This is a genomic window from Sulfoacidibacillus thermotolerans, assembly GCF_003144315.1.
In the GTDB taxonomy this organism is placed as follows: Bacteria; Bacillota; Bacilli; order Alicyclobacillales; family SLC66; genus Sulfoacidibacillus; species Sulfoacidibacillus thermotolerans.
Map to the genome: position 1 here is coordinate 338,875 of NZ_MPDK01000002.1, position 20,635 is coordinate 359,509.

At 45.7% G+C, this 20,635-nt stretch carries 23 protein-coding genes; 10 read left to right on the forward strand and 13 right to left on the reverse strand.

From position 1 onward, the window contains the following. The first annotated feature begins 72 nt into the window (after window positions 1–72). Window positions 73–342 (forward strand): hypothetical protein, encoded by a 270-nt coding sequence (locus tag BM613_RS02075; protein WP_109429487.1) that lies wholly within the window; start codon window positions 73–75, stop codon window positions 340–342. A gap of 83 nt (window positions 343–425) precedes the next feature. Here BM613_RS02075 and BM613_RS02080 read toward each other — a convergent pair whose 3' ends face one another. After that, complete coding sequence (locus tag BM613_RS02080) at window positions 426–1,100, reverse strand: PspA/IM30 family protein (RefSeq protein ID WP_109429488.1); 675 nt, start codon at window positions 1,098–1,100, stop codon at window positions 426–428. A 467-nt stretch (window positions 1,101–1,567) separates the two neighbouring features. Here BM613_RS02080 and BM613_RS02085 point away from each other — a divergent pair, with 467 nt between their 5' ends. Then, complete coding sequence (locus BM613_RS02085; RefSeq protein WP_109429489.1) at window positions 1,568–1,990, forward strand: DUF2269 family protein; 423 nt, start codon at window positions 1,568–1,570, stop codon at window positions 1,988–1,990. Between the two features lie 142 nt (window positions 1,991–2,132). On the opposite strand, the gene BM613_RS02090 is transcribed toward BM613_RS02085, so the two are convergent. Both BM613_RS02090 and hisC read right to left on the reverse strand, forming a co-directional pair. Further along, complete coding sequence (locus tag BM613_RS02090; RefSeq protein ID WP_109429490.1) at window positions 2,133–3,221, reverse strand: bifunctional 3-deoxy-7-phosphoheptulonate synthase/chorismate mutase; 1,089 nt, start codon at window positions 3,219–3,221, stop codon at window positions 2,133–2,135. Window positions 3,222–3,266: 45 nt separating this feature from the next. Next, the gene (hisC, locus tag BM613_RS02095) at window positions 3,267–4,403 is read right to left on the reverse strand and encodes a histidinol-phosphate transaminase (RefSeq protein WP_109429491.1); all 1,137 of its coding nucleotides are present in this window, start codon (window positions 4,401–4,403) and stop codon (window positions 3,267–3,269) included. A 127-nt stretch (window positions 4,404–4,530) separates the two neighbouring features. Here hisC and ilvA point away from each other — a divergent pair, with 127 nt between their 5' ends. Both ilvA and BM613_RS02105 read left to right on the forward strand, forming a co-directional pair. Then, window positions 4,531–5,739: a threonine ammonia-lyase gene (ilvA, locus tag BM613_RS02100; RefSeq protein ID WP_109429492.1), complete on the forward strand. Its 1,209-nt coding sequence runs from the start codon at window positions 4,531–4,533 to the stop codon at window positions 5,737–5,739. A 42-nt stretch (window positions 5,740–5,781) separates the two neighbouring features. Beyond that, window positions 5,782–6,417, forward strand: a complete 636-nt coding sequence (locus BM613_RS02105) for a TetR/AcrR family transcriptional regulator (protein WP_109429493.1) — start codon at window positions 5,782–5,784, stop codon at window positions 6,415–6,417. Between the two features lie 16 nt (window positions 6,418–6,433). On the opposite strand, the gene BM613_RS02110 is transcribed toward BM613_RS02105, so the two are convergent. Beyond that, window positions 6,434–7,090, reverse strand: a complete 657-nt coding sequence (locus BM613_RS02110) for a DUF502 domain-containing protein (protein WP_181362833.1) — start codon at window positions 7,088–7,090, stop codon at window positions 6,434–6,436. A 146-nt stretch (window positions 7,091–7,236) separates the two neighbouring features. Here BM613_RS02110 and BM613_RS02115 point away from each other — a divergent pair, with 146 nt between their 5' ends. Next, complete coding sequence (locus tag BM613_RS02115; protein ID WP_425450678.1) at window positions 7,237–8,118, forward strand: lytic transglycosylase domain-containing protein; 882 nt, start codon at window positions 7,237–7,239, stop codon at window positions 8,116–8,118. Here BM613_RS02115 and BM613_RS02120 read toward each other — a convergent pair. The 3 genes from BM613_RS02120 to BM613_RS02130 form a co-directional block, all read right to left on the reverse strand. Beyond that, entirely contained in the window at window positions 8,115–8,381 is a 267-nt protein-coding gene (locus tag BM613_RS02120) for a GIY-YIG nuclease family protein (RefSeq protein ID WP_109429495.1), read from the reverse strand. The genes BM613_RS02115 and BM613_RS02120 overlap by 4 nt on opposite strands. Before the next feature lie 80 nt (window positions 8,382–8,461). Beyond that, on the reverse strand, window positions 8,462–8,860 hold the full coding sequence (locus tag BM613_RS02125) for a 2Fe-2S iron-sulfur cluster-binding protein (RefSeq protein ID WP_109429496.1): 399 nt from the start codon (window positions 8,858–8,860) through the stop codon (window positions 8,462–8,464). 88 nt (window positions 8,861–8,948) lie between these two features. Then, window positions 8,949–10,304, reverse strand: a complete 1,356-nt coding sequence (locus tag BM613_RS02130; RefSeq protein WP_245926199.1) for a hemolysin family protein — start codon at window positions 10,302–10,304, stop codon at window positions 8,949–8,951. A 242-nt stretch (window positions 10,305–10,546) separates the two neighbouring features. Between BM613_RS02130 and BM613_RS02135 the strand changes: the two genes are divergently transcribed. Next, window positions 10,547–11,038, forward strand: coding sequence for an inorganic diphosphatase (locus BM613_RS02135; protein ID WP_109429497.1), 492 nt, complete (start codon window positions 10,547–10,549; stop codon window positions 11,036–11,038). A gap of 78 nt (window positions 11,039–11,116) precedes the next feature. On the opposite strand, the gene BM613_RS02140 is transcribed toward BM613_RS02135, so the two are convergent. The 3 genes from BM613_RS02140 to BM613_RS02150 all read right to left on the reverse strand — a co-directional run bounded on the left by BM613_RS02140 (window position 11,117) and on the right by BM613_RS02150 (window position 13,834). Next, complete coding sequence (locus BM613_RS02140; RefSeq protein ID WP_281267804.1) at window positions 11,117–12,667, reverse strand: long-chain-fatty-acid--CoA ligase; 1,551 nt, start codon at window positions 12,665–12,667, stop codon at window positions 11,117–11,119. A 99-nt stretch (window positions 12,668–12,766) separates the two neighbouring features. Continuing rightward, the gene (locus tag BM613_RS02145) at window positions 12,767–13,549 is read right to left on the reverse strand and encodes an enoyl-CoA hydratase-related protein (protein WP_109429498.1); all 783 of its coding nucleotides are present in this window, start codon (window positions 13,547–13,549) and stop codon (window positions 12,767–12,769) included. A gap of 54 nt (window positions 13,550–13,603) precedes the next feature. Further along, the gene (locus tag BM613_RS02150; protein ID WP_219930612.1) at window positions 13,604–13,834 is read right to left on the reverse strand and encodes a hypothetical protein; all 231 of its coding nucleotides are present in this window, start codon (window positions 13,832–13,834) and stop codon (window positions 13,604–13,606) included. 266 nt (window positions 13,835–14,100) lie between these two features. Between BM613_RS02150 and BM613_RS02155 the strand changes: the two genes are divergently transcribed. Continuing rightward, a complete protein-coding gene (locus BM613_RS02155; protein WP_109429500.1) occupies window positions 14,101–14,316 on the forward strand; it encodes a hypothetical protein in 216 nt (71 codons plus the stop codon). 114 nt (window positions 14,317–14,430) lie between these two features. Here BM613_RS02155 and BM613_RS02160 read toward each other — a convergent pair whose 3' ends face one another. The 3 genes from BM613_RS02160 to BM613_RS14950 form a co-directional block, all read right to left on the reverse strand. Beyond that, a complete protein-coding gene (locus tag BM613_RS02160) occupies window positions 14,431–15,390 on the reverse strand; it encodes an NAD(P)H-dependent flavin oxidoreductase (protein ID WP_109429501.1) in 960 nt (319 codons plus the stop codon). A gap of 15 nt (window positions 15,391–15,405) precedes the next feature. Further along, window positions 15,406–16,200 (reverse strand): RecB family exonuclease, encoded by a 795-nt coding sequence (locus BM613_RS02165; protein WP_109429502.1) that lies wholly within the window; start codon window positions 16,198–16,200, stop codon window positions 15,406–15,408. Window positions 16,201–16,571: 371 nt separating this feature from the next. After that, window positions 16,572–16,736 (reverse strand): hypothetical protein, encoded by a 165-nt coding sequence (locus BM613_RS14950; RefSeq protein ID WP_181362834.1) that lies wholly within the window; start codon window positions 16,734–16,736, stop codon window positions 16,572–16,574. A gap of 183 nt (window positions 16,737–16,919) precedes the next feature. Between BM613_RS14950 and BM613_RS02170 the strand changes: the two genes are divergently transcribed. Genes BM613_RS02170 through BM613_RS02180 form a run of 3 tightly spaced genes read left to right on the forward strand, consistent with a single transcriptional unit; the run spans window position 16,920 to window position 20,623 of the window. After that, window positions 16,920–18,365, forward strand: coding sequence for a spore germination protein (locus BM613_RS02170; RefSeq protein WP_109429503.1), 1,446 nt, complete (start codon window positions 16,920–16,922; stop codon window positions 18,363–18,365). Between the two features lie 4 nt (window positions 18,366–18,369). Then, window positions 18,370–19,467, forward strand: coding sequence for a GerAB/ArcD/ProY family transporter (locus BM613_RS02175; protein WP_109429504.1), 1,098 nt, complete (start codon window positions 18,370–18,372; stop codon window positions 19,465–19,467). After that, window positions 19,460–20,623 (forward strand): Ger(x)C family spore germination protein, encoded by a 1,164-nt coding sequence (locus BM613_RS02180; RefSeq protein ID WP_109429505.1) that lies wholly within the window; start codon window positions 19,460–19,462, stop codon window positions 20,621–20,623. The genes BM613_RS02175 and BM613_RS02180 overlap by 8 nt, the downstream gene beginning before the upstream one ends. The last annotated feature ends 12 nt before the right edge of the window (window positions 20,624–20,635 follow it).

Here is a 20,635-nt window from a genome sequence, read left to right on the forward strand (position 1 = left end):
TTTGCTATATCTGGGCATCCTATACCTAAAGCGGGTTGCAAAGTGACTGATAAGGATGAGGAGGTAGAAACGATGGCTCGTCTAAAACGCGAAGACCAACATGCGGATCTTACAAACGAATTACATTACATCCGAAATACATGGCAAACAATCCAAAACGAAGAGTTTCCTGAAGGACCTTACGGTGCTTCCCTCTTTCCCTTTGACAAACCAGGAAAGGTCACCCCTTGGGAATCAAATCAACAAGTAACTTCCGCTTTTAAAGATGAAAACCCCGTGTTTTCTGATGGCCAAGTCCCCCCACCAGGAGATGAACCCAGAGGAAATCAATTGGAAGAATAAGCGCCAGATCTTACTCTTGCCGGGAGCAGACGAAACTCCTGGCAAGAGAGCGGACTAGGCATCGGCAATCTTTCATTCACAGCTTACGCGTCAGCCTTTTGAGCTAATTTTGCCTTTAATGCAGCGAGTTCGTCTTCAACATCGCGATCTCCAAGCTGCTTTAACTCATCGTCAAGTGATGGTTTACCGCGTCGCAATTCTTCACTCGCTTGCGCTTGCGCCTCCATTTGATTTACCCGCTCCTCCATCCGCGAAAAACCCCGTGCAGCACTATCTGATGAAAAACTCCCCAAAGCGTCGTTTACTTGTTTTTGTACTTTCGCCGCATCCGCCCTAGCAACAAGTAGTTCTCGCTTACTTTTCATCTTTTGATACTCCGTCTTCATCTCGTCAAGCTTTGCTTTTAAGTTCTCAGACAGAGCCTTTGCTTTCTCATACTCTGCAGACAATTGATCAGCCTTTTCCTGTTGCTCCTTTTTGTCGAGAAGGGCCTTGCGCGCTAAATCCTCATGGCCTAGTTCAAGCGCCTTCACCGCTTGTTCTTGTCGTTTATTGACTAGATCAAGTGCTTCATCGCGCTGTTCTAAAAAGCGCTTTTCTACGGCAATTTGTTTGGCTACAGCCGTTTGCGCATCACGAATGTCATCTTCCATATCCCGCAAAAATTGATTAACCATCTTCACGGGATCCTCTGCTTTATCCAACAGATCATTCACCGTCGCAGCTGTAATGTCACGAATCCGCTTAAATAATGCCATATCTCTTCAAACCTCCTTAAATGTCGTCCCCGCAAGGGGGGACCGTGTAGTTCTGTAAAGTTGCAACAAATGTTCACTTTCTTTATACTCTGCCTACAGTACCGAGATACACAGACTCCTCACCGTTTGACAAAAGTAGTTTCGCTGCTTCTTTATGGAGCCTCAGATGCTCCCCGTATAAGGCGCGAATAGACGGCGAAACAGAGATCAAAAGTCCTTCCTCTTTCCAGTATACATCACCCTCACTACTCTTTGCGCAAGCGATCCTCGCTTGTTCTGACTGACCTCATCCCGCCTCAAGAGGTACAGTAAACAGGCGCAATTCATGAAATGACAATAGATACCTCCTTGTTTCTCGGTCCATCGCAATCTCTACGATCGTCTCTTCACTCCTAAAACCACTCAGGATATGTTAAACTGTCCTTTAGGTATTGCCATCCTTTACACAGACTTCATGGAGGTCCTACATGTTATTTTATCCTATACTCGCTGTTCATCTAGTCGCCGTGATCGCAAAGATCAGCGTCTTTTTTACCATCCCAAAACTTCGCGATGTACAAAGTGTTCAAAAATTTGTTCAACGCTATCAGACCATTGATCGCATTTCTAATTATACCATGTGGATTACGGGTGGTCTGCTCCTGTTTGTCACATCGTGGCGGCTACTTCTGCAAATGTGGCTACTCGTCTCCATGTTGCTCTATATTCTTGTGTTCCTACTGATTCGCGGCATTGTCTTTCGACGTTTGCGCATCATTGCTGACAGCAAAAAACTCTACGCGCGCGATGAACTAAAGTTACTGCGCACTGAAAGCTATTGCGTCATGGCTGCGGCTCTCGCTTTACTTGGTGGGATCGGCTATCTCATGGTAAACAAACCGTGGGCGTAGCCTGCTTCGTTGCATCAATTCTTTCTATATATTAGATTGAAACTTTCACGATGGACGTTAAAAAGGGCAGTCATCACGTGACTGCCCTGACTATTTCTGCTCTAGCGCCCTAACAAAACTGCTTCTCTCTGCATTTTTTTCGTTAGTTGGTAACCGTTTCTGGCTCGGGAATCATGCGCCCTTCGCGCAATGCAGCCATGAATGCTTCAAATTCCGCAAAATTCATCTGCTGCTTAGCGTCAGATAATGCCACGGTAGGCTCAGGGTGCACTTCCACCATGACGCCATCTGCTCCAACAGCAAGTGCTGCTTTGGCGACAGGCGTCATAATATCCTTACGACCTGTCGAATGTGTCACATCCACTAAAACAGGCAAATGCGTCTCTTGTTTGAGAATTGGAACAGCTGAGATGTCCAACGTATTGCGAGTCGCTTTTTCATACGTGCGAATTCCACGCTCACAAAGAACAATCTTCTCGTTACCACGCGAAGCAATATACTCCGCAGCATAGATTAACTCTTCGATCGTGGCCGACAGTCCACGCTTTAACAACACGGGTACCCTTGTGCTTCCCACTGCTTTTAACAGCTCAAAATTTTGCATGTTACGTGCGCCCACTTGAATCATGTCGACATACTGAATCGCCATCTCCACATCACTTGGGCTTACAATTTCAGAAACAACTGCCATTCCATACTTTTGTCCAATTTGTTTTAACATCCGTAGCCCAGGTTCGCCCAATCCCTGAAAATCATAAGGAGACGTCCGCGGTTTAAAAGCACCTCCGCGCATGATCACAATTCCCTGCGATTGTAATTCTGCCCCGACTTTCTCCATTTGTTCCGGAGTTTCAACAGAACAGGGACCAGCCACCACAACCGGTTTGCCACCGCCAATTTCCACGCCTTTTACAGTTACCACTGTATCAACTTGCGTTCGCATACGGCTGACTAGAAGTTTTCTCTGCTCTTCTTGCAAACCTAAAGAAACTTGGAAGATTTGCTTAAACAGATGGCGAATCGCTCCATCTGAGAACGGACCTGGATTTTGTGCAACCAAGCGATCCAGCTGCTCTTTTTCCCGTTCTGGATCAAAGGTCAACATGCCGCGTGCGTGTTTAATCTGTCCAATACGTTGCACAATATCTGCCCTGCGACTTAAAAGCGCCAAGAGTTCATCATTAATCTCATCAAGTTCATTGCGTAATTCTTTCAGTCTATCCTCAGCCATCTCCAACTCTCCCTCTCTATCTTTCGATCCATCTCTTTTTATTTTTTATGCGCGTAATACTTGAGCCAACGCAGCCAAACAACGCTCATTTTCAGCTTCCGTACCAATGCTGATGCGCACGTACTCCTGCAATCCAGGAAAACCAGCACGCACAATCACGCCATAGCGTTCTAACGCCTCAAAGACACGCATTCCGTCACCGACTTGCGCCAACAAGAAATTTCCTTGAGTTGTAATATATGGAATTCCAAGTTCTTTAAGCCCCTTGTAAAATTGCAAACGCCCCGATTGATTTGCTGCTCGACACGCCTCTACATGTTCGTGATCTTGCAATGCTGCAGCTGCACCGACTTGAGCCACAGCGTTTACATTAAACGGCTCACGAACTTGGTGTAAAAAACGAATCAACCCAGGATCGCCAAGTGCATAACCTAATCGCAATCCAGCCAATCCATACATTTTCGAAAATGTCCGCAATGACAACACTGGTTTCCCCTCAGAAATAAATTCTAAAGAGTGCAACGGATCAGGGCTATCCACGTACTCAAGGTACGCCTCATCGAGAATGACCACCAAATCTTCTGGAATTTCCTCCAAAAAACTCTTTACTTGCGTGTGCGTTGTCCAGGTCCCAGTTGGATTGTTTGGGGAACAGACATAAATCAACTTCGTGCGCTTTGTGATACGCGCTTTCATCGCCTCAAAGTCATACTGAAAATCTGCTGTGAGCGGTACAGAAACGACTTTTGCCCCCATAACCTGCGCACCAAAATTATACTGAGCAAATGACGGAAAGGGAACGATTACTTCATCGTCAGGCTGCAAAAATGTTTCAGCTATCATTTTAATAATCTCGTCAGAGCCATTTCCCACAAAGACGTGCTCAGGCGTTAGTTGCACGTGCTTTGCAATCGCTTCACGGACGTCAACAGCTGCTCCATCTGGATAGCGATTGAGCTCAGACAAGAGTTGTTGAATCGCTGCGATCGCTTTTTTAGAGGGACCAAGCGGATTTTCATTTGAAGCGAGTTTCACAACGTCATGTAGTCCAAATTCTTTTTGCACTTCTGCAATTGTTCTTCCCGGCACATACGGTTTAATCTCGTGAAGATTCGGTCGTACAAGAGGGCGAACACGTTCAGCAAGCGGCACTGCTTCAGAGAGTTTTTGCTGATCTCCCATCGAAGCGCAAACCTCCCTTCTCACACAGGTTTTTGATACAATGTATCACAGTCTAGAACTCCCGCAAAGACCAAAATCACAAGAGAACCTTGTGAATTGAGCAAATTTTATTTTAGGAGGCCAAATTATGCGCGTGCACTATTCCGACATCGAAGCTGCAGCCACCCGCCTCGCGGCCGTCATTGACAATACTCCGCTCGACCGTTCGCAAACTTATAGCCTACTGAGCCACAACAAAATTTATCTCAAACTAGAAAACATGCAGCGAACTGGATCTTTTAAAATTAGAGGAGCCTATAATAAACTTGCTCTTCTCAGTGAGCAAGAACGCAGTCGCGGGGTCATCGCGGCCTCGGCTGGGAATCACGCCCAAGGTGTCGCTTATGCTGCGCGCGAGCTTGGCATTCCATGCACGATTGTCATGCCAAAAACTGCTTCCCTGTCAAAAGTTGAGGCAACGCGGCGATATGGGGCTGCTATTGTTTTACACGGACAAAATTATGATGATGCCTATGCGAAAGCAAAGCAACTTCAAGAAGCCACAGGCCTCACCTTTGTTCATGCCTTTGATGACCCAGACGTCATCGCTGGACAAGGTACAATTGGTCTTGAGTTGTTGCGACAGAATCCCAATCTCGATGCGATTGTAGTTCCAGTTGGCGGCGGTGGGCTCATATCAGGCATAGCCATTGCAGCAAAAACGATAAAGCCTCAGATTAAGATATACGGCGTTGAGGCTTCCGGTGCAGCGTGTTTTCGTCGTTCACTTGATACAGGTGACATCACAACGCTAGAAGCCGTTTCAACAATTGCTGATGGCATTGCCGTAAAGCGGCCTGGGAATTTAACATGGGACGCAGTAAAGAACTTAGTCGACGATGTGTTTGTCGTCGATGATGAGGGAATCGCGCGTACGATGGTCATGCTCATGGAACGCTCAAAAGTCGTTTCTGAAGGCGCCAGCGCGTCTGCCCTTGCTGCTGTTCTCACAGGACACCTACCTTTCACTGAGAAAGAAGTCGCCGTTGTGATTTCAGGTGGCAATGTCGACATGATGTTGCTCTCGCGAATCATCGAGCACGGTCTCGTCGCAGCTGGCAGGCATGCGCGTTTTGTCACGACACTTCCCGATCGCCCAGGCTCACTTGCGAATCTCGTTGCGGCCGTCGCCGACGTTGGTGCAAACATTGTATCGATCGAGCATCATCGTTTAAGTCAATCCCTCGTTCTTGGACAAGTGGAAGTCGATCTCGCCGTAGAAACCCGCAATGAAGAACATATTGAAGAATTGCGACAACGCTTTTTAAGTTTAGGCTACAGTTTTCAAATGAAATGATCCAAAAGCAATCCAATTGCCAAAAAGGAAGAAGGAAAAGGAATGAAACGCCGCGATAAAGAACAAACACGCCAGCGAATTTTAGAAGCGGCCGTCGAATTGTTTTCTGAAAAAGGTTACAACGATACCCAAGTTGACGACATTGCGCGCGAATCAGAAACCTCAAAAGGAGCTTTTTATTTTCATTTTCCCAGCAAAAAAGCAATTTTTGAAGCAATGCTGCAAACATTAGTCCATCGCATTGTGCGCGATGTTGACGAAGCGATTGACGTTCGCCAAGGCGCTGTAGGCAAAATTGAAGGCGCCTTGCAAACGGTGCTAAAAACTTTTTCACGCCATGAAAAAGCTACACGCCTGCTGTTTGTCGAAGCCACGGGTCTTGGGCGAACGTTTGACCGCCAAGTCTTAGCAGCACATCGCGCATTTGCTGGACTTATTGCAAAACATTTACAACAAGCCGTTGATGACGGCTCCATCCAGCCGATCGATGTTCATCTAACTGCCTACGCATGGCTTGGCGCCATTCACGAAGTTTTGATGATGACACTGCTTGAACCCGAATCACAACCACTAGACAGTTTGGTCGATCCACTCGTGCAGTTACTTGTGCGTTCACTCTCGCAAAACCAGACAGTCAAAGATCGCCAACTCCCAGAAGAACCCCCGCAACGATCATAGGAACATGAAACTCATACTAAATGAGCGGAGGTGATTTTTTATCACTAAACAAATGAAATAGAGTCCGTGCTACGCCTTCAGGTTGTGCTTCTTCAGAACGAGAAAGACCTCCAGAAAATACAAATTTCACTCCTTCCTCGACGGGAATGTCCAATATTTTCAAACGACTTTTGGGCACAAGCAGTGTCATCCCCGCCATTTGAAAACTGAGTGGAACAAATACTGCCACCTTCTCCTCTGCGGGTTGCCCGTCATCTCCTAACGCGAACGCTTCAAGCCCTTCTGAACGCGAAAGAAACCCGATCACTTCCACGTCAGACCCTGGAAGATGCAATAAGACGACTTTCTGAAACGCCTGTCTTTGCCCGACAAACGATTCCACTGTATCTTTGACAATTCCATATAAACTTTTTACAAATGGAACTCTTTTTAGCAGCATATCAACTGCTGTAAACAGAGTGCGACTAAACCAGTGCGTGGTAAGAGCACCTGCAATGGTGATCAGAATCACTGTCAACAGCAGCCCAAGCCCCGGGATATAGTGGTGATCGATCGTCGTAATTTGACTGCCTAATATATTATCAAAAAAATTGAATAATTGCACCACGACCCAAATGACAATGCCAATCGGAACGATAGTAATTACACCGTTTACAAAGTACTTCCTTAGCAACCGCATAGATACTCCTATCTGTGGTTTACGCCACGCGATTCATTTGGTAAACTAGTTCTATACTTATTATAAACATGTAGCTAGAATCAGGAAAGTATATACGGCAATTCCTATGAAAATCTGTGAAAAGATGAGCAGGTGAAATTTTGAAGATTGAACAAACGACAATTTCCACACGGTCGCGCCAGGATATACACCGTCAACCTATCGCAAACGATCATCAAAACTTCAATACATATTTGAAAAATCTAGAAAACAAGAAGAATCAGCCCCAAAATTACACAAATCCGACTTCATTTCCACAAGTAACGATCTCAAACAGGATGTCAATGAACCCGATTGCCGCACAGGAAGCAGCCATGTTGACAGAAGAACTATTGAATGCCCAGCTAGAAGCTGATTTTTCAGCCGCGCTCACTGGTCGCTCGCCTTCGCCTGCAAGTCTCGGGATGGCGCCACTTGCCGCTTCTCCTTCTCTACCACTCACTTCACTATCTCCCCAATCACTTTTGCTCTCAGCTGATTCCAGTCTGTCTGGGATCGCGTCGTCTAGTCCTTTCGATCCGATAAATGCTCAAGCGAGTTTCGAGACCCCTGTCGCAATCAGTAACAGTTTCCCTGTTGAATCAGCGACAGCAAATCAATCGCTCATTTTGCCGCTTATTAACACATTAGCACCTCGCTATGGTCTAGATCCAAAACTCGTTGCTGCAGTCGTACAGCAGGAATCCGGGTTTTCACCAACAGCAACCTCTCCGGCTGGGGCTATGGGGCTCATGCAACTCATGCCTAGCACTGCAAAGATGTTAAATGTCACCGCACCTTATGACCCGGTTGCTAACCTCGAGGGAGGCATGAAGTATTTAAGTGAGTTGCTCACCCGCTACCATGGTGACATCTCCCTCGCACTTGCAGCATATAATGCAGGCCCCGAAGCAGTGGATACCTATCAAGGAATTCCTCCTTATCCGCAAACTCAAGCGTATGTCTCAGATATTCTCGCAACCTTACATCGTGAGTTTGCCTAAAGTACGCTCTGCCCATCGCTCAAACTCAATTGAACAAGTTGTTCCTTTTTTGTATGTGACATCTGTTTAATGGCATTCTCTCGACGTAATGCCGTACTGCGATCAGGCACCTCTTCGACATAACACAGTTCTACAGGAAGGCGTGCGCGTGTATAGCGCGCACCTTTACCCGCTTGATGCATCAATACACGCCGCTGTACGTGAGTCGTCCAACCTGTATAGAAGCTGCCATCGGAACACCGCAACATGTAGACGAATGCCATCCCATCGCCCTCCTCATACAAAAAACAGGCGGTTTGGCACATCTTGCGCCAAACCGCCTGTTTTACCCGATTCTGCAAACCTATTCAGCGTCTGCCGCTTCCAAACATCCGTCCTCAAACTGAGAGTCTGTATCACCGCGCTCTTGCCTCTGTGCTTCAAGCAACTCTCTCACCACTCGGCGCAGAGGATCCTCAGGAACAAGCACTGTCGCAGGCCCAGTAATCTTACACTGACAAGCTAAGCGAAATCCTGCTGCAAGCCTATGTTCAGAGAGATGACGCAGTTCTACTTTCGTCGGTGTCTCTAACTCTGTTTTACTATCTACCTGCACCTTACAAGTCCCGCAGGTACCATGCCCGCCACACTTGTGCGTGAGTCCAACTTTCCCAATTCGCGCCGCCTCAAGAACTGTTTGACCGCGTTCTACCGCAATCTCTGCTCGTTGCGGTTGAAACCGAATCGCCACCTTATCACTCATCGATCATCCCTCTTTAAAGCAACCACTGCTTCATTGTATCATACAATGCCAAAGAGTGGACGGGGATGATCTTACAAAAGCGACTGCATTATTCTTCCTGTCCCTTTTTCTCATCCTCCGCCTCGCTCTCTTCATCTGCTACCTCTGGAGGATACACGTGAAGACGTGTAATGCGCAAATTATCGATCTCGGCGACAACAAATCGCGCACCTTCATACTCAACTTCTAATCCCACTTTAAGCGGACCCACTAATTGTGCGTAAACCCAGCCGCCGACTGTATCTACTTCCTCATCCGATAGCGAAAAGCCAAACAGCTCATTGACCTCTTCGATCAACATGCGTGCATCAACAGATAAATATCCATCCCGCTCTTCAATCGGCGGACGCTCTTCATCAAACTCATCCTGAATTTCACCAACCAGCTCTTCAATCACGTCCTCTAGACTGACCATTCCAGCCGTTCCACCATACTCATCGATGACAATGGCAAGACTAGAGCGCTCCTTTTGAAGAACTTTTAATACATCATCAATTCCCATCGCCTCTGGAACTGTTACCACTTTACGCGCTAGTGAGCGAATAGATCCTTCCCGATCAGGATGTTGCAATGCAAAACTAAATAGATCTTTACTGTGAATAATCCCGACGACATGATCTTTATCATCTTCACACAGTGGAAAGCGTGTATGACGCTCACGTTGAATTTCTTCCAAACACTCCTCAATCGTCTGATCCGTAAACAAAGTTACCATATCCGTGCGCGGTACCATAATTTCCCTTGCCACGCGATCAGCAAATGCAAATACATTGTTAAACAATTCCCGCTCCGTCTCATCAATCACGCCACTCTCGTGACTTTGTGTAACGAGCATGCGCAACTCTTCTTCAGAGTGAGCAAGTTCACTGGTGGTAGAAGTAATATGCGCCATACGTAAAACGTTTCGTGCAGTGGCGTTGAGCAGCCAAATTGCCGGGTACATCAGTTTATAAAATGCCTTGAGTGGAAGTGCCGATGCCATCAACCATGTTTCTGCACGTGAGATCGCCAAAGATTTTGGCGCGAGTTCGCCAAAAACAATCTGCAAAAACGTCACTAACAAAAATGCGATGACAGCAGCGACAAATCCGAGCACGCGAGGCGAAACCCCATGAATCTGCCCAAAAACCGCAATCAACAACGGAGTAATCGAGCGTTGTGCTGTCCAGCCTAAGCCAAGGGACGCCAAAGTGATCCCAAGTTGCGTCGCCGATAAATAGGCGTCAATCTTAGAGATTACATCCATGGCATGCTTCGCAATCTTGCTGCCTTGTTGCACATATTGTTCAATGCGTGTGCGGCGTGATCGGACAATTGCAAACTCTGCCGCAACAAAATAGCCATTTATGGCAATTAAAACAAAAGCCCAAAGTAAATCAACGAATTCATTCGTGGTTATTCCCACACACTCCCCGTTCTTGCTCCCTTTTTCACTCCCATAGCCCCTGGGCCATAAGATGCAAGGATCACGACGGGAATTCACCTCCGACTAGATCGCCACATTAATAATGAGGACACAATTGCAACTTAGTATAACACATGGCCCGCAAATGAGTCATTTTTCCATGAACGAAATTGGATATGCTATAATAATACGCGACTTTCATGTACAAATTCTAATTTTCCACGCGATAAGGAGGCCATCTTTTGTCTAACTCACCACTAGTTGTCGAGGCATTTATTGAAATCCCCACAGGCAGTCAAAACAAATATGAATATGATAAAGAAGCCGGCGTCTTTCGGTTAGATCGCGTTTTATATTCGCCCTTCCACTACCCTACGGAGTACGGTTATATCGCTAACACCTTAGCAGAAGATGGGGATCCACTGGACATCTTAGTATTGACTAGTTTCCCAACTTTCCCGGGCTGTGTGATTGAAAGTCGCGTCATCGGCGTGTTGATCATGGCGGACGATAAAGGACAAGACGAAAAATTACTAGGAGTCCCAACACAAGACCCGCGCTTTGCACACGTTCAATCGCTCGCTGATGTACCTCCCCACACCTTAAAAGAAATCTCTCACTTCTTCCAGGTATATAAAGATCTGGAGAATAAAAAAGTGACAATCAAGGGCTGGGAAGACATCGAATCCGCCACTCGTATACTCAATGAAAGCAAGGCACGTTTTCAGAAATAGCCTTTCAAGCCCTAAGTCACAAAAAGCGTCCATCGGGCAAGACTCGACGATGGACGCGCAACTTTCAGACAAGCAATTTTATGAGTTCTTCTTTAACTGATCTGCTAGTTGTTCACGTAATTCACGTCGCACGATTTTTCCTGTCATATTTTTCGGGAGTTCATCCATAAATAAGATTTTCGTCGGTTGCTTGTATTTCGCCAGTCGAGTTTCGCAAAAATGCCGAATCTTCTCCTCTGTCACGGATTCGTTTTTACGAACAATGCAAGCGACTACTTCTTCCCCGTAATCGGGATTCGGCATTCCTACAACAGCAACCTCAAGAACACCCTCATAGGTGAATAACACTTCTTCCACTTCACGCGGATAGACATTGAATCCACCGACGAGGATCATATCCTTCTTGCGATCTACGATGTAAAAGTACCCATCTTCATCCATCCGCGCCATATCACCTGTGTGCAGCCAGCCATTGCGCAAGGCAGTTTCCGTTTCTTTGGGAAGCCCGAGATATCCCTTCATTACGTTCGGCCCACGGACTACAAGTTCGCCCACTTCTCCTACAGGAACTTCTTCATCAAATTCATTTACGACTTTTTGATCAACCATAGGTAGTGAGACGCCAATCGATCCCACTTTACGCGGGCGTCCGTCAACGGGTGCAAAAGCAGTAATCGGTGACGCTTCTGACAGCCCATACCCTTCCAGAACTGTGACAGAAAAGCGCTTTTCAAACGCTTCAAGCACAGCAACTGGCATTGCTGCCCCTCCGGAAATACAGTAACGCAGTGAATGGAAGTCAACCACTCGATCTCCTGCCGCTTGTAAAATAAAATTATACATTGTAGGCACACCTGCAAAAATAGTAGCTTTGGTTTCTTCAATCACGGTGATCACTTCTTTGGGGCTAAAGCGTGGGAGGATGATCAATTCTGCCGCGCGGAAAATTCCCGCGTTAACACAGACGGTTAAGCTAAATACATGGAACATGGGAAGGACAGTGACGATTCGATCGGAACCAGAGAAGCCCAGGTAAACACCTGCCATCATGGCGTTTGAACTTAAATTCCGATGTGTCAACATCGCTCCTTTAGGTTTCCCTGTTGTGCCTGACGTATAAAGCACAACCGCCAGATCTTCTACTGTCAGATCTTCCGCTACCTTTGTAAGCGGGTTATGTTCCAGAACAGATTCATAAGAAATAAGCGAATCTGGCAAAGTTTCCTCTGAATCCCCCGCGACAATCAAGCGGACACCTGGTAATGCCTGCAGGACCATCGGTGCAATCGGAGCCATCTGTACCGGTGCGACAATCATCTTCACTGCGCTGTCTTTTAACATATAAAGCAATTCATTTGGAGTATAGAGAGGATTTAGCGGCACAACAAACATGCCTATGGCTAGTGCGGCATGATACATTTCTAAGAAAGCATCACTGTTAGGCAAAATGATGGCCATCCCATCACCCTTGCGAAATCCTGATTCGTACAAAAAGCCACTGATCCGAAGAACACGCGCATACAATTCTTTGTACGTGACGCGCTTGCCAAGATAAGAGTAAGCATAATCATCCCCGTGATCGCGTGCACTCATTCGCAAATGCTCATCTAACCGAACAAACTCATCCACTACCGATCCCACCTCTCACATGAACTGGCAGGAGCGCGCAGATTTACACGGCGCTCATGTACGACCCGTCTACTGCCTCTCAATGAAATATACACAAACCTATCGATGGGAAAAATTAGGTTTTCGCTTTTCAATGAATGCCTGGATTCCCTCTGCAGCATCATTCGTTTGAAATGCAGCGTCAAATCGCTTAGCTTCCACTTCCACAGCTTGAGTGAGAGGCAACACTGCACCATCATCAATCGTTTGCTTTAACAAGGACAACGTCGCGAGACTGCGCGAGGCAATCAGTTGTGCCAATTCTTTGGCGGCCTGTAATGACTCGCCTTTTGGCACAACTCGATTGACAAGACCAATCTGCGCTGCCGTGTGTGCGTCAATTGGCTCTCCCGTAAACATGATTTCTTTTGCCCGCGCTTCACCAATCAACCGCGGCAAACGCTGTGTTCCTCCAGCTCCTGGGAAAATGCCGAGCTTAATTTCAGGAAGTCCTAGTATCGAGCCTTCGTCACAAATGCGCATGTCACAGGTGAGAGCTAATTCCAACCCCCCACCAAGTGTAAACCCGTGCAGCGCAGCAATCGTAGGCTTAGGAAAATAATCGATAAAATTCATCGTCTCATGAAGACGTTCTGCCATCTCAAGTGCCACTCCAGGTTGTCCAAGCGCCTCAGGAAATTCTTTAATGTCTGCTCCCGCCATGAAAGCGCGTTCACCATCGCCAGTCAAGACCACAACCCGCACATTTGCATCTTCTTTTAACTCCCGAAATCGATGCAGCAACGCCTCAGTCACCGCTTTGCTTAACACGTTCATCGGGGGGTTTACAATCGTTACAATCGCAATTCCAGCTTCTTTTTCAACACGTACAAGCTCTGCCAACGGACATCCTCCTTTGACTGATCAGTCAATCATTTTAATTGTAACACAATGTTACTATTTTCGCTTCCATTTCTCAATGATAAATCGGATTCCGGCGATCAGAAAAAGCAATCCGGCCACTCCATCAAACCCGACTTCCACACCGTGAGAATGAACTTGACTCCCTATAATACGCCCAATTTCCAACAATAAAATCGCGATTGAAGCTACCATCCAATTTTTAATTCCCCGCTCCATCGAGGCACCTTCCCTTACTAAAATCGCCGCGCGGGGTAACTGAGACATCTTGTTACAATGATCTCAAGACAAACAGACGCTGCATATCAACCGTCATTCTTCGCCAATCTTTATGTGAACCCCCACATCTGGTCATGTGTTAGTATACCATTCCCTTTGGCCAAATGAACATGTAGGTTTGCGTTCTCGCCCGTCCAAAAGCGTATTTTTCCCCGTTTTCCGCTGCAGCTAAGAAGAAACATATCCAAAACAGTGGTATACTTAGCGTGGATTTTCAAGCCGAGTGATCAATAGAACAAGGAGGTCGTCATCACATGGCAGCACCAGCACCACATTCCATTGTTTGCCCACAATGCGGAGGAAAACTATTTCGCGAAGAAAAAATCGTAGAACTTAACGCAAGCGTGATGGTTACACGTGGAATGTCCATTCCTGCACAAGTAAACGCTGTCTCCTACCAGTATGCCTGTATAGGTTGTAATCACATCTTGGATGAACAGTTTACCCATGGTCATGTCGACGTAAAGTAACTTATGGGAAATTGCTAAGAGGAGAAACCCATAAAGATATGGCACAGGGATAAAGCCGGAATGTTATGGATCTCCCCTCTTAGCTACTGCTCCTAATCTTTTGCAGACGAATCTTTAAAAAAGTGTCTGTGCTCGTGCCAAATGCTCTTTTGTTTGCGTTACTAGTTCCTCTATTAAATCAGCCGCAGTGGGTAACTCTTCAATCATCCCAACACCTTGGCCGCAATTTACCCAACCTTCATCCATCTGACCCAAAATAGCAGCCGTTTTGTTTTTCGTTCCTGAAACATAAGGTGCAAGGGTCTCCCATGTAGGGTGAGTCGCTTCAATTTCGAGAATTTGTTCGACAAAGGGACTTTTTAACACGCGCGTCACACGCCCCATGCTGCGTTCTATAATGGTCGTATCTGCACTCTTTCGCAACAGCAACTCTCGCTTGTAATTTTCATGCGCTTCACACTCTTGTGTCGCGACAAAGCGTGTACCTAACTGCACACCTTTTGCGCCAAGTAATAAAGCCGCCGCAATCCCTGTGCCATTAACGATGCCCCCAGCCGCTACTACAGGAATGGAAACTGCTCGCACCACCTGTGGAATCAGCGTAAAAGTTGTCAGTTCCGCTGGTCCATTATGTCCACCCGCCTCATATCCTTCTGCCACAAGCAGGTCTGCACCAGCTTGTTCTGCCTTCACAGCCTGTTCAGGCGTTGAAACGACGACCATTACTTTTAACCCAAGTTGTTGAAAATGTGGAATTAACGGTCGCGGATTTCCTGCAGATAAACTGATCGCACGCAAAACTGGCGCATATTCTGTGATCAAATGAACATACTCACTCATGTCGCGATGTTCACTAAGGGGCAGATTAATCCCAAATGGGCGTCCATCGGCACGCTTTTTAGCCTCTTCAATTTGCTCCCGAACTTGCGCAATGCTTCGTCCTGCCGTCCCTACCTGGCCAAACGCTCCCGCAGCGGAGATCGCTCCTGCAAGCATCCCATTCCCTACATAAGCAAGTCCACCTTCAATAATCGGAACCTGACATCCAAGAATTCTACACACTTCATTCTCCATAAAAAACTCACCCCTCTAAACAAAAGAACGTTGTTTTGTCTGTCCCTGCACGTTTAATTTCTGCTGTGCTTGATAAACCTCACAGCGTGAACGAAAAGGACAAAAGCGCGTGCAAAAACCAGGAGAATAGTTAGCCGCAAACTGCTCCTCTTCAATTTTTCGCCAAATATCTTCAACCCAACGACGAGCTTGTTTGCGATCTTCATCCGTAATATCGATCCATTCTCGCTTACCGTGAACGATAAAGTCAAAATAGCCGCTGCTTGCCGGTTCGCCATAAAGTAACTCACAAGCTGCCGAATAAATCACCAACTGGTACATCTTCTTTGGGTTTCTTGCGGAAAACACCTTCCCCGTTTTTAAATCTGCAACCATATACCCGTGTTCATGTGTATAGAGTACACGGTCAATAAAACCTTTGATTGGGGGGGTAAACGGACTCATGGGAAGTAAAAATTCATTCTCAGAAGCGATCACATCCCCTACTTGATAGCGACTAAAACGATAAATTGCCTGGACGCCATTTTTATAAAATTCAACTGCTGTCTGACGATCTGGAAATTCTGCTACAAGTGCAGGAAACTGCTCGTCATAGTGCGCTTTTAACTCTTCAAACGATTTATCACCACGCGAATTTGCGTGATCTTCATAGAGAGTATGTAGCAACTTACCAAACGAGGTGTAATGTGTAGGAACTTCATCTGTCGGCGTCGCTTCTACCACATATTCATAATAAAAACGTAGTCCGCAAGTCTCATAGAGTGACAAGCGACTATAAGATAGATAATCCACTTTTATCCAACGCTCCACTCTATCTTCTAACTCTCCCTCTCATGATCATACCATGTTTCTTTCTACTGTGTCAGAGTCATAGAGCAGCTCTTTCTATGCTCATGCCTAAAGAACGCGCTCATTTCATTTCTAATGGATAAACGTCCAATCAAGTATGAACGATTGCGCATTTAGTAACAGGGAGCCAGACAATAAGGCTGCGATTTTAAAGAAAGTATCTACTAGGAGGGGTTTTTATGTACGGAATTTTCGGTGGGTATACACGTTGGGCAGTCGTTTTCCTCATCATTTTTGTTCTCTTCTTCCTACTTGTCCCAGGTTATGGTGGAATGGCTGGCAACTAGTTGTAGGGATGATGGAAAACAGGGGGATCTTTTAGATCCCCCTGTTTATGCGAGATCATGCCAAGGTTTGTTTTTAGCAATTTCGTGATAACACTCGTCGCATAATTGACCGGAATTTTCAATATAATGCTTGCGTAAAAACCACGGAGTGTTTACCTCAACCCCGGTCTCCGCTTCACACAAAACACATTTTTCCGTTTTGTTCTCCATTCTCCTTTTCCCCTCTCTAATTTGTCTAAACTTTCTCTCTATGAAGCCAGTATACATTGAATAGAGCAAATTGAAAAGGGATTCACAAAAGTGAGCAAGTGATCCACCGCTTGCCATGGATAATTTCATTTAAAATGCACATCATGAACATGACCATACAATGGAAATCTAAGGAGTACGACAGTGGAGACCACACAAAAATTAATTGATCAAATCATACTCACTTCAGATGTTGTTGTGCGCACGATTCCTTATTTACAGCTAGAAATTGTTTTTATTACAACCATTGTCGACCTGCAAAGGATCGAAGAACATATTTTGAAGCCACTCACAGAACGGGCCAGAATTCCTCATGAACAACAAACTGAACCACTAGAAGAATGGATAGCCAATAATTTGCATGTCGCTAAAATAAAAACGCTAACCTCCCCCAAGGAAGCTGCTCAGTCCTTATTAGACAGTGCCGCTGTTATCTGTTCGTCAAAGGGCTATCTCGCGATTGACATGCATGGACAAACCAGGCGAACACCTGAGGAGCCAAAAGCTGATACCTCAATCCGCGGTCCGCGCGATGGATTTACAGAAATCATTGACGTCAATGTATCGCTCATTCGAACACGAGTTAAAGACGAAAAGTTGCAAATGAAAGAGAGGATCATCGGTGAGCGGACAAAAACCAAAGTGCTCGTCGTTTTCATCGAAGATTTAGCGAACCCACGGATCGTCAAGGAAGTATTCGACCGTTTAGACACTGTGAAAATTGACGGGGTACTTGACAGTGGAACGCTCGAACAGTGGATTGAAGATAACCACTGGAGTCCTTACCCGCAAATGCAAGCCACAGAGCGACCCGATAAAACAGTCGCCGCTTTATTGGAAGGCAGGATTGCCATTATGGTTGATGGATCCCCCTTTGTTTTATTAGCGCCTACAGTCATGCTGTCCTTTTTTCAAACAACCGATGACTACAGCCAGCGTTGGGTCTCTGGTACTGCACTGCGGTTAATTCGCATCATTGCGCTGTTGGTATCTATTTTTATTCCATCTTTATATATCGCACTCACGATGTTCAACCCAGAACTCATCCCTCTAAAAATGGTCCTTCAACTCGCTGCGACACGTGAAGGAATCCCACTTCCGATCGTCGCAGAAGCGACGTTCATGGAAATCATGGTCGAGCTTGTTCGCGAAGCAGGCAATCGCATGCCACAGCAAATGGGACAATCTTATACTATCGTTGGGGGACTTGTCATTGGCGACATGGCTGTACAAGCTGGCATTGTCAGTCCGATCATGGTCGTCGCAGTGGGTTTAACCGCTCTTGGCGCTTATGCGATTCCAAATTATGAAGCGGCATTTGTGACCCGCATGATTCGCTTTCCAATGTTGCTCACAACGTCCATTTTTGGCATTGTTGGCACCATTGCATTTACCCTTATGCTATTTGCTCATCTCTGTACCCTGCGCTCATTTGGGGTTCCCTATTTGACACCCTTTGTACAAATGGCCGGCCCAGATTTACATGACAGTCTGATTCGAGCGCCATTGCAATTCTCCGAAAAACGGCCAGGGACGTATTGGAGTCCAAGAAAATGGTTGCGTAGAGCAAACCAGCAAAAAGGGACGTAGACAGATGAAACAGATGAATTCACATGTCGTCGCAATTTTAACATTTGAATTGTTGTTGAGCACAGGAACCATGGAATGGATTCCAAAGTGGTCAGAGGCATTTAAATCGGAAGTTTGGCTCCCTTTTACCCTCTATTTCACCCTGCTTGTAGGGATTATCACGCTTTTTTACTATATGACCGCATACATACCTTTTACAGAAAACAATCTTACACTGTTTGACACACTTTTAGGTAAATATTTAGGAGCTGGACTAAACCTTTTACTCGTCTTCTTTCTCATCACCTATGCCTCACAAACCTGCATTAATGGAATTAAAATTATTCAGTACGCTGCACTTCCCTATACACCCATTGCAGCTTTGCTTTTAGTTGGCCTCCTCATCCCTATACAGCTCATTCCCGCCGGCTTTGAACCCTTGATCCGGTACCAAGTTTCCCTTTTTTATCCTGCTCTAAGCTTGGCGATCTTCCTCCTGATCATGTCGTTTCGCTTTTCCAATCTCCATAATTTTTTGCCGCTATGGTTGCCTGTACAACCAACCTTCTCTTCGTTTCTGACAAATATTTTAGAACTGCTCCCTGGGCTCAATTTATTTGTTGTTTATTTGGTCATCTTTAAGAAACATCAGGCGGCCTTGTCGCTAAAAAGCATGTTGTTGGGTACAGGCGGCGTTGCGACACTCAATTTCATCAACCTCTACTTAGCACTTGCTGTACTGGGTCCTTTTGAAAGTGCGACACTTCACTGGCCAGTGCTCGAAGTCGTGCGCGTACAAAAAATGGCTTCTTCATTTATCGAACGCCTAGACTTAATCTTTCTCGTCCCAATTCTCGTAGCAATGTCTTCTGCATTAAACCTCTATCTCTATGCAGCAAATTATATTCTTACAAGCTACCTTCCATTTGCTAAATGGATTGTACTTACGATCACGGTCTCAGCATTAGGATTTTTAGTCATTTTGCCGCACTACTTTGTCCATACCACATTAAAAATTCAATCTATGATTAATTTTTTCAATCTCTTTCTCGTAATCGTTTGCCTTCCTGTGTTTTTTATCCGCTTTCTACTCATAAAGAAAAAGGAAGTTCACAATGACTAAAATCCTGCTCATCATTTTGCTTTCTGTCTTTTTTTCTTTTACATTAACCGCCTGTTGGGATGGAATCGAATTACAAAATCGTGCCATTGTACTGATGGTTGGCATTGACCCAGGGAAAGAAGATGGACAAGAGATTAAAGTAAGTGTACAGATCGCCCGTCCTCAAATGTTTAAAAACCCGGTGAAAGCAGCCTCTCAATCAGAGAATAAAAAAACGATTGTCATTAGTCAGACAGGCGTCAATGCAGCAGACGCACTGCGCAAATTGCAATTAAGTATCGATCGAACCCTCTTTTTCGGTCATGTGCGCGCTATCGTTGTAAATGAACAACTTGCGCGCGAAGGACTGCTTAGAATCCTTGATCCTCTGCTCCAAGCACGCATTGTGTCACGTGAAAGCTGGTTATTTATTTCCACACACTCCGCAAAAGCAATTCTAAAAGATATTCCCATGCTTGATCCGATTCCCTCGACGTATCTCTCGAATTTCTTTGAAAACAACATTTTGCTCAATCGCCCTTATGATGCGACAATCGGTGGATTTCACCAACGCTTAGTATCTCCCGGAATTCAACCCTACGGCATTTGGTTAGGGGAAAGTAATGAAAGTCTTTCTGCCCCGACGATCAAAGGGATTGCAGCTTTTTTTGGCGATCAAATGGTTGGCGGCTTACAAAAAGATCAAGCGATCGGATGGGAATTCGTTGAAAACCAATTCCCCAAGTCCCCTTTGATCTTTCAGTGCCCACACCACAAAAACAGACATATCGTTGTCGAAATTAACGATTCCCGTACCACCATTCACTTTACAGACATGCGCCTAGATCAACCTGCGATCAGAGTGCATGTAAGCATTCACGGATATATTGAAGGAAATACTTGCACAAAAAATAACATCGAGGACATACGGCAAGAACTCTATATTGAACGCATCGTCTCAAAACAATTGGCCCGAAACATTGAAGCGAGTATACAACAAACACAAACCGTACTACATGCAGATCTTTTTGGCTTTGGACGAATGTTCTATTGGTATGCACCACAAAAATGGCAGGGTAATAGCAAATGGGATCAAGCATATCCTCATGCCAAAATCCACGTACAAGTCAAAGCGTATCTAGAATTTTTAAGCACTTATCGCCGTGATCTTCTTTAACAATCGCGGAAT

What these genes read in the sequence shown, in the direction of transcription:
- BM613_RS02180 (WP_109429505.1), top strand. Translation starts at nt 19,460, where the DNA reads ATGACTAAAATCCTGCTCATCATTTTGCTTTCTGTCTTTTTTTCTTTT.
- BM613_RS02155 (WP_109429500.1), top strand. Translation starts at nt 14,101, where the DNA reads ATGGCAGCACCAGCACCACATTCCATTGTTTGCCCACAATGCGGAGGA.
- BM613_RS02105 (WP_109429493.1), top strand. Translation starts at nt 5,782, where the DNA reads ATGAAACGCCGCGATAAAGAACAAACACGCCAGCGAATTTTAGAAGCG.
- BM613_RS02150 (WP_219930612.1), bottom strand. Translation starts at nt 13,834, where the DNA reads ATGTCTCAGTTACCCCGCGCGGCGATTTTAGTAAGGGAAGGTGCCTCG.
- BM613_RS02125 (WP_109429496.1), bottom strand. Translation starts at nt 8,860, where the DNA reads ATGAGTGATAAGGTGGCGATTCGGTTTCAACCGCAACGAGCAGAGATT.
- BM613_RS02090 (WP_109429490.1), bottom strand. Translation starts at nt 3,221, where the DNA reads ATGGCTGAGGATAGACTGAAAGAATTACGCAATGAACTTGATGAGATT.
- BM613_RS02075 (WP_109429487.1), top strand. Translation starts at nt 73, where the DNA reads ATGGCTCGTCTAAAACGCGAAGACCAACATGCGGATCTTACAAACGAA.
- BM613_RS02080 (WP_109429488.1), bottom strand. Translation starts at nt 1,100, where the DNA reads ATGGCATTATTTAAGCGGATTCGTGACATTACAGCTGCGACGGTGAAT.
- BM613_RS14950 (WP_181362834.1), bottom strand. Translation starts at nt 16,736, where the DNA reads ATGGAGAACAAAACGGAAAAATGTGTTTTGTGTGAAGCGGAGACCGGG.
- BM613_RS02085 (WP_109429489.1), top strand. Translation starts at nt 1,568, where the DNA reads ATGTTATTTTATCCTATACTCGCTGTTCATCTAGTCGCCGTGATCGCA.
- BM613_RS02175 (WP_109429504.1), top strand. Translation starts at nt 18,370, where the DNA reads ATGAAACAGATGAATTCACATGTCGTCGCAATTTTAACATTTGAATTG.
- hisC (WP_109429491.1), bottom strand. Translation starts at nt 4,403, where the DNA reads ATGGGAGATCAGCAAAAACTCTCTGAAGCAGTGCCGCTTGCTGAACGT.
- BM613_RS02120 (WP_109429495.1), bottom strand. Translation starts at nt 8,381, where the DNA reads ATGGCATTCGTCTACATGTTGCGGTGTTCCGATGGCAGCTTCTATACA.
- BM613_RS02160 (WP_109429501.1), bottom strand. Translation starts at nt 15,390, where the DNA reads ATGGAGAATGAAGTGTGTAGAATTCTTGGATGTCAGGTTCCGATTATT.
- ilvA (WP_109429492.1), top strand. Translation starts at nt 4,531, where the DNA reads ATGCGCGTGCACTATTCCGACATCGAAGCTGCAGCCACCCGCCTCGCG.